The sequence below is a fragment of the Candidatus Zixiibacteriota bacterium genome (assembly GCA_020853795.1).
In the GTDB taxonomy this organism is placed as follows: Bacteria; Zixibacteria; MSB-5A5; order CAIYYT01; family CAIYYT01; genus JADJGC01.
This window is the reverse complement of sequence record JADYYF010000149.1, coordinates 1-12488: the sequence shown is the minus strand read 5'-3', so window position 1 is coordinate 12488 and position 12488 is coordinate 1. Positions and strand designations below refer to the sequence as shown.

Annotated in this window: 8 protein-coding genes; 6 read left to right on the top strand and 2 right to left on the bottom strand. The window is 59.9% G+C overall.

From position 1 onward, the window contains the following. The first annotated feature begins 24 nt into the window (after positions 1-24). The 3 genes from IT585_11865 (at position 25) to IT585_11855 (ending at position 5865) form a co-directional block, all read left to right on the top strand. Positions 25-1584: a hypothetical protein gene (locus IT585_11865; protein ID MCC6963940.1), complete on the top strand. Its 1560-nt coding sequence runs from the start codon at positions 25-27 to the stop codon at positions 1582-1584. A 167-nt stretch (positions 1585-1751) separates the two neighbouring features. Beyond that, a complete protein-coding gene (locus IT585_11860) occupies positions 1752-3287 on the top strand; it encodes a hypothetical protein (GenBank protein MCC6963939.1) in 1536 nt (511 codons plus the stop codon). Positions 3288-3447: 160 nt separating this feature from the next. Next, the gene (locus tag IT585_11855) at positions 3448-5865 is read left to right on the top strand and encodes an SBBP repeat-containing protein (protein ID MCC6963938.1); all 2418 of its coding nucleotides are present in this window, start codon (positions 3448-3450) and stop codon (positions 5863-5865) included. Positions 5866-5927: 62 nt separating this feature from the next. Here the strand turns inward: IT585_11855 and IT585_11850 are convergent, their stop codons facing one another. Both IT585_11850 and IT585_11845 read right to left on the bottom strand, forming a co-directional pair. Beyond that, complete coding sequence (locus IT585_11850) at positions 5928-7373, bottom strand: MBL fold metallo-hydrolase (GenBank protein ID MCC6963937.1); 1446 nt, start codon at positions 7371-7373, stop codon at positions 5928-5930. 18 nt (positions 7374-7391) lie between these two features. Beyond that, complete coding sequence (locus IT585_11845; GenBank protein MCC6963936.1) at positions 7392-8030, bottom strand: peroxiredoxin; 639 nt, start codon at positions 8028-8030, stop codon at positions 7392-7394. 376 nt (positions 8031-8406) lie between these two features. Here IT585_11845 and IT585_11840 point away from each other — a divergent pair, with 376 nt between their 5' ends. The 3 genes from IT585_11840 to IT585_11830 all read left to right on the top strand — a co-directional run bounded on the left by IT585_11840 (position 8407) and on the right by IT585_11830 (position 12451). After that, positions 8407-9519 carry a histidine kinase gene (locus tag IT585_11840; GenBank protein MCC6963935.1) on the top strand — a complete coding sequence of 371 codons (1113 nt, stop codon included), beginning with the start codon at positions 8407-8409 and terminating at the stop codon, positions 9517-9519. A 17-nt stretch (positions 9520-9536) separates the two neighbouring features. Next, positions 9537-10289, top strand: a complete 753-nt coding sequence (locus tag IT585_11835; GenBank protein MCC6963934.1) for a response regulator transcription factor — start codon at positions 9537-9539, stop codon at positions 10287-10289. A gap of 161 nt (positions 10290-10450) precedes the next feature. After that, positions 10451-12451: a VCBS repeat-containing protein gene (locus IT585_11830; GenBank protein MCC6963933.1), complete on the top strand. Its 2001-nt coding sequence runs from the start codon at positions 10451-10453 to the stop codon at positions 12449-12451. Positions 12452-12488: the final 37 nt, after the last annotated feature.

Genomic DNA, 12488 nt, shown 5'->3' with positions numbered 1-12488 from the left:
CTTACGGGTGAATAGGAAGTTACTATGCGAAAACAATTCTTTACAGCCGGCCTTGTAATCCTCGCGACATGTGCAGTCATGGGCCAGCAGCCGCGGACGGTATGGACAGATTTCTGTACCGACTCCACCGTCACCAATATCAATCCGACGGGGATTATCGTCGACGCGACCGGCAATTCCTACCTTGCTGCAAACGGCAACTCGGTCCCGTCCGGCAACGCGGATGTCCTTCTGTTCAAGTACACTCCCTCGGGCCAACGGCTCTGGATGAAGTCCTTCGACAGCCCCGACCACGGTGGCGATGCTGTCCGCACTTTGCTGCCTTCCGGCGACGGCAATTTCTTCCTGCCCGGTTGGCATCAGGTCGGTGCCAATTCATGCATCCAGATCATCAAATGTACCCCGGCCGGCGATACGCTCTGGATGCGCCGCTACACCGAAACTTGTGACCTCGGCATCTGGATTTACGACTGGGTGAGTGACTCGGCCGGCAACATTTATTGCGGCGGCAAGATCTACGGCGAACAGGAGGCCGAGCACTGGGTCATCGCCAAGTTCAATGGCGATGGCTCCTTCGGTTGGCTGCGCACCAAGACGGCGGCGCCTTATGAGAAGCTCGCCGCCAACGCCCTCGCCCTGGACTCCGAGGGCAATCTTGGCGTGACGGGTATCGCAGCTGATTTATCAACCGCTTCCGTCTTCACCTGCAAATATTCCTCCGCCGGCGATGAGCTGTGGTGTCGCAACTTCGCCGCGTTCCCCGGCGCAGCGGCTGACGATGGCCGGGCGCTCGCAATCGATGACGTCGGCAATCTGATCGTGGTCGGTCAGACGACCGTGACAAATGCGCCCCTCGATGTTGACTTGCTCGTTATCAAGTATTCTCCCGACGGTGATACTCTCTGGACGCGGCGCTTCGGCCCGACCGCCGGGTTGAGCGATTTTGGAACGCACGTTGTGTGCGACGGAAATGACAACATCGTCGTCGCCGGATACACCAACCTCGGCGAGTATGGCATCTCCGACTTGGCCGTACTCAAGTTCTCGCCGAACGGCCAGTTGCTCTGGTCCGACGTCTATGACGGCGTCACCCACGAAAGCGATGAGCCCGGCGCTCTGCAGGTGGCCGCCGACGGCAGCATTGTTGTGCTCGCCATGAACGACCGCAGCGACACCTTCGACACCGGCGACATGCTGCTCCGGAAGTATGAGCACTGGGGCCGCGTGGTCTGGAATCAGAAATACTACGGTCTGGGTAATACTTTCGAACTGGCCGAATTGCTCGCCCCGGACCCGACGGGGAATTGGCTCGTCAGCGGCTGGAGTTCCGACGGCGGGAGCAATTACAGCGCCTATCTCAACAAGTACTCTGACTTCCTCTGCGGCGATGCGGACAACTCCCGGACACTCTCAGTCTCCGATGTGATCTTCCTCATCCACTACATCTTCATCGGGGGACCGATTCCCAACCCGAAGCTCTCCGGTGATGCCGACTGCAACGGCATCCTGACAATCTCCGATGCCGTCTACTTGATTAGCTACATCTTCGCCGGCGGCCCGGCGCCCTGCGCCGCTTGCCCGTAGCGGCCGTAAGAAGTCGTTGACTGCTGCTGCCTTTTTCGTATATTAATAACCTGACTTCAGACACAAGGTCTACTCTCGGTTAACTATCGCTAACGATCTGAATTGAATCTCCGTCGCAGCGAACGCGGACGGAACGAGCATTTAAGACTCTCGCAGGAGTAATGACCGTGCTTAAGCAACTCCTTCTGGCGGTCTGCCTTTTGGGCAACACCGCGACGGCGATGCACGTTGATACCGCTTGGGTCAGAAGCTTCGGAGATGTTGCTCCGGATATCCTGATGGATCTGGCAGTTGATGCAGCTGGAGCAACCTATGTCACCGGTTATGTCTGGGGCAGCGGCGGTTCCTTTGATGACATCGCCACCATTAAGTACTTACCCTCTGGCGACACCGCCTGGGCTCGCATCTACAACGGACCGGCTAACGGCTTTGACCGCGGCAACGGTGTCGCCGTCGATCAATGGGGCAACGTGTATGTCTGCGGGATGTCCGACACAACGAATAACATCGCCGATTGGGTCGTGCTTAAGTATCTTGTCGACGGACAACTGGCATGGCGAAGTCGGATCGGCGGATACAACTTGCGGGAGGAAGCACTAAATATCGCCGTCGACGATTCCGGCTACATTTACGTGACTGGAATGAAACTGACGGTCGCAGCCGGTTATGATTTTCTCACGGTCAAATACTCGCCGGCCGGGGGCATCATCTGGCAGGACCAGTACGATGGCGAAGCTCACGGCAGCGAGTACCCCCACGATCTGGTGATCGGCAAGAGCGGCGAAATCGTTGTCTGCGGGCAGGAAGCCTCCGCTTCGGGGCCAATCTTCACGGCGATCAAGTACGCGAATACGGGCCTTCGCGATTGGGTTCGATCGTACGATTCACCGGAGCCGATCGATATTTGCCTGCGCACCGGCGTCGACTCCGCCGGCAACGTGTACGTGTGCGGCTATAATCAGCCTTCCTCCGGTATTCAGGTCGGAATCACGACCATAAAATACTCACCCGACGGAGATACCTTGTGGACAAGCGTCTATGATGACCCGTTCGGGGCTGAGGACTTCGTGACCGACATGGTTGTCGACCCGGTCGGCCACGCCTACGTTGTCGGCAACACTAATGGCGGATTTCTGGGACAACAATTCACCGTCATCAAATACCAACCCGATGGTGATACCGCTTGGGTTCGCGCCTTCCCGGGCGCGCAAACCCAGGGAAGCGATGCGCGGGCAGTTAGTGTCGATGCCGCGGGCAATGTTTACGCCACTGGCTACATCAACACACCGACGCCGAATAATCTGGATCTTCTCGTTGTCAGTCTGCGTGACGACGGTGTCACTCGCTGGCAAAAGGAAATCAGCAGTCCGGGCGCCGAAGGCGATGTTGGCAGCGTCATCGCGGTTGATGCTGTGGGCAATATCCTGGTTGGCGGTACTTTTGACGGCGGAGTGAGCACTTACGAGGACTATCTGGTCGCGAAATTCGTGCAGTATGAGTGCGGTGATGCCGATGGCTCCGGCATGGTCACAATCTCCGATGCCGTCTACCTGATCAATTACATCTTTGCCGGCGGTCCCGCGCCCAATCCGCTGCTCTCCGGCGATGTCGACTGCACCGGCGCCGTCTCGATTTCCGACGCCGTCTACCTGATTAACTACATCTTCGCCGGCGGCCCGGCGCCCTGTGCGGCCTGCCCGTAACGCTTCATCGCTGATCCGGCATTCCGCCCCGGAGACAAACAACCCCTGGTGAATTGAAATCCACTTTTCGTTTGCCAAAATCGCAATTGGGGCTATATTGGGTCTACATTATCCAATGCTGTTTCGCTTACGCTTTCCCTTCTGAGAAAGGTCTGGCCCTATGCTTTCGCGTCTTGTTCTGATGGTGGTGACTGTGTCCCTGTTGACTGTCTTGCTGGTATCGAACCCGCTCCCGGCGGCTGACCCCATCCCGCTTCCCGCTCAACTCGAAGCCGTCAACACCGCTGCCTTCAGCTTCACTCCCAATCTCGGCCAGTGGCCGGACCACATCCGCTTCCGGGCCGCCGCCGCCAATGAAGTCCTTTGGCTCGCCGCGGACGGCGTCTATTTCCAGTTCCTTCGCCACAAGCCCGGCACGCCCGTTACGACTTCGACCAGTCTGGAGAGCAACTCCGTCTATCCTGAATATGACGGTCTGCTCGTCAAGGCGACCTTTGTCGATGCGAATGCTTCACCGCGTTTCAGCGGTGAGTCCGTCCTTGAGCACAAGCACAATTACTTCCTCGGCAACGATTCTACCCGCTGGCGCACCGATGTGCCCAACTTTGAGGCGCTCGTGATCAGCGAACTCTATGACGGCATCGATCTACGCTATCATTTCAACGCCGGCAAGATCGAGTACGACGTGATCGTCAAACCGGGCGCCGATCCCGGCCGGTTTCGCGTCCGCTACGACAACGTACGCGATCTCGATGTCGCGGCCTCCGGCGACTTGGTCGTGACCACCGCCTGGAGCACGATCACCGAAAGTGCGCCGCTGATCTTTCAGGAGCAGCAGGGAAGTTGCCGCCCCGTTACCGGCGGTTTCACGCGCCTTGACGACAACTCCTTTGCATTCGCTCTGGCCGATGATTACGATCAGGCCCGCCCGCTGGTGATCGATCCGACTCTGACCTTCAGCACCTTCCTGGGTGGCGCCAGTTCCGACCTGGCCTACGATATTGCGGTAACCCCCACTGGCGAGGTCTTCATCACCGGTGTCGCGTGGTCGTCAGATTTCCCCACGGTCAATGCCTATGACAATACGTTTGCCGCCGCCACCGACGTTTTCGTCAGCGAGTTCAATGCCTCCGGGGCTGCGCTGCTCTACTCGACTTTCCTTGGCGGTATCGGCCCTGATTATCCTTACACGCTCGCCCTCGAAGGCTCGACCAGCTCGGCTGCCGTTTATGTGGCCGGTGAAACCTTTGCTTCGAATTTTCCCATGGTTGGCGCAATCGACGCAACCCTCGGCGGCAGTGATGATGCCTTCGTCGCCAAGATCGGGTCGGGTGGATCAAGCTTGCCCTTCAGCACCTTTCTCGGCGGCAGCCAGTGGGATCGCGTCAATGACATCGCCCTGCGCTGTCCCTTTCCATGCTCAACGCCGACCATGCGTGTCTTCGTCGTTGGCGCAACCGCCTCTTCCGATTTTCCGCTGGCCAATGCATATCAAACGACTGTAGGCGGTGTCAGCGATGCCTTTCTTACGCAGTACAGTGTCAGCTCGATCAGCGGCAATTCGCTGGTCTACAGCACTTTCCTCGGCGGCAGCGGCGGCGAGAACGCCTATGCCGTGACCGTGCAAGGCTCGTCCGCGTTCAAACCCTATGTCGCCGGCGCCACCAGCTCGACGAATTTCCCGACTGTCAATGCCTACGACGCGACCTTTACCGGCCAGGTCGCCGACGCCTTCATTACCGGTTTTGATATTGCGGGCAACGGCTCTCTTTACGCGCTTTTTTCCACGTACTTCGGCGGGGCTGATTCCACCGGCGGGACGGAATTTGCCTCGGAAATCCTCCTGCGTGGCAACGGCAACATCGTCATTGCCGGCATGTTGAACAGTCCGGGACTCGGGACACCCGGTGTCTATCAACCAAGCTTTGCGCACGGCGACGGCGACGGCTTTGTCGCCGAGTTCACGCCGCTCGCCGCCAGTCTGCTGCGCTGCACTTATCTCGGCGGATCGAGCGAAGACATCCAGACACCGCAGTCCACGGGCCTGGCAACTGATGCTTCCGGTGCTCTCTACTTCAGCGGTACGACTACCTCCGCCAATTTCCCAACGGCAGAGGCTTACGATTCCACCTACAACGGCGTTGATGATGTTTTTGTGGCTAAGTTCAGTTCAGATCTGTCCGCCCTTCAGTTCTGCACGTACTTAGGCGGAACATCCGATGATCGCAGCACCGGCATCGCTGTCGATCCCTCCGGTTGTGCCTATGTGACCGGATCGACCGCCTCCGTCAACTTTCCGATCGTCGCCCCTTACGATGGCTCGATGGCCCTGACCGATGCCTTCTTAACCAAGATCTGTCTTCCGAGCTACGTCTGCGGCGATGCCGACGGTTCCGGATCTGTCACCGTTTCCGACGTCGTCTACCTGATCAACTACATCTTTGCCGGCGGTCCCGCGCCCAATCCGTTGCTCTCCGGCGATGTCGACTGCACCGGCGCCGTCTCGATTTCCGACGCCGTCTACCTGATCAACTACATCTTCGCCGGTGGCCCGGCGCCCTGCGCGGCCTGCCCGTAGCGTCGATTAACCGTGATCAACTCAGATGTGGATGAAATAGTTGCTGTGCGGACTCGGCCCGATTAGTTCAAAACCTCGTTGGCCGGAACCAACTCGCCGTCGAGCAGCTTCCACTCCTCGATTCCGCCGTCGACGAGGGTCGTGCGAAATCCTTGCCGCTCCAGATAACCGCAACTGACGCGCGAGCGATTACCGGTGCGGCAAAAGACGTGGATGTTGCGCTCTCGCGGCAGGGAATCAAGACGCAGACTCAACTGCGTGTGCGGGATATTCCGCGTCCCCTCGATCATCCCGGTCTCGGCAATTTCTGCTGTGCTCCGGACGTCCAGTGCCAGCGTATCCGGTCGCGCCATTCGTTCCGCCAGGGATACGATGTTGATCTGGTCGGCGCGTGCCATTGGGCCCCCGCTTTGCTGGTACGACTGTACTTCTTCCGGTGTCAGGTAGCACTCGACACGATCCAACCCGATCCGGCGGCAATCGGCGAGCGCTTCCGCTAATTGCGCGGGCTCGATCACAAGACAAATCCGATCTTCGGGCGCGATGAATGACCCGATCGTGGTCGTAAACGACTTGTCGATCGGCGCAAACAGCGCTCCGGGGAAGTGGCCGCCGCGATAAAGCTCCCAAGAGCGCGTATCGACGATCACCCATTCGGGCGAACCGATAATCTCAGCCAGTTCAGACGACGACCGCTGGCGCGGTCGCACCTGCGAATCGACCAGCGGCACGCCGCCGCGATTGAGCTGTTTCATCCGCTTGAAGTATGGCGGCGGCTCGGGCTGGCCGCGCAAAATGTAGTCGGTGAATTCGTGCGGCAGATCGAGCAGCCGCAGCGCACGATTAGTTGCCGCTTCATAACCGAATGTCGAGATCGGCATCGAACCCAGGCTCTTTCCGCAGGCGCTTCCGGCTCCGTGACCCGGCAACAACAACAGCTCCGGTCCCAGCGCGCGCAGCCTCTGCAGTGACAGCCGCAACTCTCCGGCGGCCGCTTGGGCTGCACCGATCTGTCCGATCACGGCTTCCAGCAAGTCGGGGCGGCCGACATCCTCGACGAACACCAGATCGCCCGACAACAGCGCCGCCGGTTGCTCGCTGCGCGTCGTGTCCGTCACCAGGTACACCAGGTGCTCCGGCGTGTGCCCGGGCGTATGCCAGGCCTCAAGTCGTACGCGACCAATCGTAAATCGATCGCGATTCCGCAACAGCCGATACCGGAACGGCGAGTTCACCAGCCATTCGAACTGCCACTCCGTTCCGCCCTCCGCCGAGGCCAGAATCTCGACCCCCGGCAGTTCCGCGAACTGCCGGAGGCCGGAAAGATAGTCGGCGTGAATGTGCGTGTCAGCCGCGGCAACGATCCTCAGCTTGGCTGCCTGCGCCGCCGCCAGATAGCGGTCGATATCTCGCTGCGGGTCGATGATGATCGCCTGCCCGGTTTCCTGGCAACCGATCAGGTAGGCATGCTGTCCCAATTTCGGATCGCTGATTTGCTGAAGATACATCAATCACTCCATCGCTGGCTAATGGCTGGGTTGTGGCGTCATCCGCAGGTACGGCCTGATCACCGTATAACCTTTCGGAAAACGCCGCTTCAGGTCTTCGGCGTCCTGCAGTGCCGGCGCGATCACCACATCTTCGCCTTGCTTCCAGTTGACCGGCGTGGCTACACTGAACCGTGCCGTCAACTGCAGCGAATCAATTACCCGCAGGAGTTCGTCGAAGTTGCGCCCGGTCGACGCTGGATAGGTCAGCGTCAATTTGATGCGCTTGTCCGGGTCGATCACGAACACCGACCGCACGGTCATCGTGTCGTTCGCATTCGGATGAATCATCCCGTACAGATCGCTCACTTTGCGGTCGGCATCAGCGAGGATCGGGAAGTTGACCTGCGTCCGCTGCGTCTCGTTGATGTCGCCGACCCACTGGCGATGCGCCTCGACCGGATCGACCGAGAGCGCCAGCATCCGCACGTTGCGCCGGTCAAATTCCGGCTTCAGTCGCGCCGCCATCCCCAGCTCGGTCGTGCAGACCGGCGTGAAGTCGGCGGGATGCGAAAACAGCACGCCCCACCCGTCGCCGAGATAATCATAGAGACTGATCTCTCCCGCGGTGGACTGTTGCTGGAAATCCGGGGCGATGTCGCCCAATTGGAGTGCCATGGTTTTTCCTCCATCCACTTATTGAGGGTTCCAACCCGGCAGCGATGCGGCTTTGGAATCGTACTTACGTCTGCGCCCCGCGAAAAGATGCGGAAAAATCATCGTCGCAAAATTTTTGTACGAAACCGGTGATTCGCCGCCTCTGGGCGAAGAAAATTCGGCGCCGGACCGCCACCGCCGGCATCGCCATCTCACTGCTTGCCTGCGCTCAAACGCACCTGATCGTTATTTACCATTTCCGGCGCCAAAAGGCAAGCAATTGTAGTATAAATGGCTCTATTATTGATTTGCAGCGACTTCCGCTTGGCGGCACCGGAAGGCCGTTCCCCTGCGCAATTTTGGTTGGCGGCGCCCACCGCGTTCGTATACTTCCGGTATGCGCCCCGTCTCCAGTTCGCCCGTCCCGCGCCTGCTGAGCCGCATCCTCCTCGTGCTCGGGGTGTTCACGCTTCCCGCGTTGCTCTCGGCGGTGCTCTATCACACCCGTTACCTGCAGCTTGGCCGCGAAACGGTATTCTGGAAATGGTTGCTCGACTTCCAACTGGCCTGGTATATCTGGGCGGCGCTCACGCCGGTTATCTTCTGGCTCGGCCGCCGCTTCCGCATTGATACCCGCGCCTGGCTCCTTCCCGGACTGGCTCACTTGCTCATCGGATCACTCTTCGCCGTCATTCAGATTGGCCTCGGCGTCTTCATCTCCATCCTGGTTTACCAGGAACCGGTCACTTGGGAGTATTACGTCGGCCAGGTAGTACCGACCCTGTTCGGCCGCTTCCCGGCACAGTTGCTCGTCTATGCCCTGATCCTCGGCGTCTTCTACGCCATCGACTACCAACGCCAGTCGCGCCGGCGCGCCTTGCAGGCCGCGCAGCTCGAGGCCGAACTCGGTCGCGCCCGCCTTGAAGCGCTCCAACAACAGCTCCAGCCCCACTTCCTCTTCAACACCCTCAACTCGATCTCCGTCTTGATGCAGAAGGGCGACACCGCCGCCGCTAATCAGGTGCTCAACCATCTCAGCGACTTGCTCCGCGAAGTGCTGGCCAAAGACAACGCGCAATTGGTGCCGCTCGCCGACGAGTTGGCCTTCGTCCGCAAGTATGTCGCCATCGAGCAAGTTCGTTACGGCGAACGCCTGCGCGTCGAATTCAACGTCGCAACCGGCACCTTGACCGCCGCAGTGCCGAGCTTCATCGTCCAGTTGCTCGTGGAAAATGCCATCCGCCACGGCGTTGCCCGTAAAGCCGATGCCGGCCGCGTCACGATCACCGCCGCCGCTGCCGGGAACCGGCTGAATGTCAGCGTCAGCGACGACGGCAACGGTATCGACGTTACTGCGTTCAAGGAAGGCGTCGGCATCTCCAACGCCCGTCGCCGCCTGCAGTACCTCTATGGCGGCGATCATTCATTTGCGATCGCCAACCAGCCTTCCGGCGGTGTTATTGCACAACTGACGATCCCGAATATGGCTTCGGCAGGGGACACGGTCTGATGGAACTCATCACCACCTTGATCGTCGACGACGAACCGCTCGCCCGCGAAGGCATTCGCCTGGCCCTGAAGCCGGACCCGCAATTCACGATCCTTGGCGAGTGCGGTAACGGTAAAGAGGCCGTCGCTGCCATCCGCCGCCTGCGCCCGCACCTCGTCTTTCTCGATGTCCAAATGCCCGAGCTGGATGGCTTTGGCGTCCTGCGCAAGCTCAAGCCGGAAGAACTCCCCCTGGTGGTCTTCGTTACTGCCTTTGATGATTTCGCCGTGGCCGCATTCGAAGCTCGCGCCCTCGACTACGTCCTCAAACCGCTGAATCCCGATCGCTTCGCCAAGACCCTGGCGCGGGTCAAATCCGTCATCGTCGACAAACAGTTGGGCGAAACGACCAAACGCCTGCTGGCCCTGCTAAGCGATTCATCGGCTCCGGCGCGCGAATTCCTTTCCAGGTTCACTGTGAAGATCGGTGATCGTATTCAGTTCGTTGAAGCAGCGGCTGTCGACTGGATCGAGGCCGACGACTACTATGCCAAACTGCACGCCGGCAAACAGACCTATCTCATTCGCGAATCCCTCAGCCGTCTGGAAGACCAACTTGATCCGGCACAATTCGCGCGCATCCACCGGTCGACCATCATCAACCTCGCCCGCGTCAAGGAGCTCAAAGCCCATTTCCACGGCGAGTACATCGTCCTCCTTCAGGATGGCAGCAAGCACAAGCTCAGCCGCAGCTACCGCAGCGCTCTCACCCGCATCCTCCCCGAACGCTGACCGCCCGCGCCGTTTCGCCGCCGCCATCAGCCGTTTCACTGCACCGCCCGCCCGGTTCCCGACACTCCGGTAACTAAGACACCGCCGCGGCAGTAAACTTGTTGCGAAGACCAGGACGTAACCCCGGCTGCCGCCGGCTACCTCTTCCAAGCGAGGCACACATGTCAGGAGTGAAATCGCGTTCGTTCCCAGCCGCGTCGACGGCAATTATGATCATCACGCTGGCCACTTTCGGCGACCTTTCTGCCGCCTTCACGCCGGTATTCACCGGCCCGGTCGTTTCCGATGCCGGCGACTCACGCTCCGCCAATTTCGTCGATTACGACAACGACGGCGACCTCGATCTATTCATCACCAATGGCCCGCAGTTGGGCCAGCCCGACTACCTCTATCGCAACAACGGCGACGGTACCTTCGTCAAGATTACCGGCGACCCGATCACAACTGTCGCGCTCGCCTCCGACGGCGCCACCTTCGGCGATTTCGACAACGATGGCGATGAGGATTGCTTCGTCGCAACCTGGTGGAACAATCCCAATATCTTCTATGAGAACAACGGCAACGGCACCTTCGCGCAGATCACCACCGGTCCCATCGCCACCGGCGGCACGCACTCCGAGGCCGGCTCCTGGGCCGACTACGATCAGGACGGCTATCTCGACCTCTACGTCTGCAACAGCTTCAGCTCGCTGGCCAATCTCCTTTTTCACAACAATGGCGACGGTACCTTTACCAAGATTCTCACCGGCCCGCAGTCAACGGACCTGTTTCGCTCGCGCGTCGGCGCCTGGGGTGACTATGACAACGACAGTGACCTCGACCTCTTCGTTGCCAACGAGTTCAATCACCCCAACAACCTCTATCGCAATGACGGAGGCGGCACATTTACCAAGATCACAACCGGAAATATCGTGACCGATCTGAATGAATCCTTCGGCGCCAGTTGGGGCGATATCGACAATGATCTCGACCTCGATCTCTTCGTCGCCAATGGGGAAGACCAGCACGATTGTCTCTACACCAACAACGGCGACGGCACCTTCACCAAAGTCACTACCGGTCCCGTCGTCTCCAGCGGTGGCTACGGCGTCGGCTCGACCTTTGCCGATGTCGACAACGACGGCGACCTCGATCTCTACGTCTGCAATGCCTTCGCGCCCCTTGCCACAACGAACTTCCTCTTTCTCAACAATGGCGACGGCACATTCACCCGCGACCTCTCCGATCCGATCGCCACCGATGATGGCTGGACCTACGGCTGCGCCTTTGGTGACATCGATGCCGACGGCGACCTCGACCTCGCCCTGGCCAAATGTCTCGGCGCTTCCGAAAACAACGCGCTCTACCTGAACGGCGGCAACAGCAACCACTACCTCGCGCTCGAATGCGTCGGCTCGCGCTCCAACCGTTCCGGCATCGGCACGCGCCTGAAAATCAAAGCCACCATCGGCGGCGTCCCGCGCTGGCAGATGCGCGAGGTCACCAGCCAGGCCGGCTACTGCGTGCAAAACGGCGAGGATGCCTGGTTCGGCCTCGGCGACGCCCTGACCGTCGACTCGCTCGTCGTCACCTGGCCCTCCGGCGTCGTGCGCATTCTCACCAACGTCGCCGCCGACCAGCACCTGTATCTGGACGAATGTGAATCCACCGACTCTGATGGCGACCTCGTCGGCGACAACTGCGACAACTGCCCGTCGGTCGGCAACGCGTCCCAGACCGACTCCGATGGCGACGGCCTTGGCGATGCCTGCGATACTTGTCCGCTCGATGCGCTCAACGATGCCGACGGCGACGGCATCTGCGCCGATCTCGACAATTGCCCGGCCATCGGCAACGTCGACCAGGCCGATGCCGACGGCGACAACATCGGCGACCTCTGTGACAATTGTCCGAATCGCTCCAACCCTAATCAGGCCGACGCCGATCACGACGGCATCGGCGACCTCTGCGAATTCGTCTGCGGCGATGCCGACGGCTCGGCCGCGATCTCCATTTCCGACGCCGTCTACCTCATTAACTTCATTTTCGCCGGCGGCCCCGCGCCCAACCCCTTGCTTTCCGGCGATGCCGATTGCAGCAACGCCATCTCGATCTCCGACGCCGTCTACCTGATCAACTACATCTTCGCCGGCGGTCCCGCCCCCTGCGCGACCTGCCCCTAGCAATCTAAGCGCAGCCCGAACTCGCTTGGACCGGGAG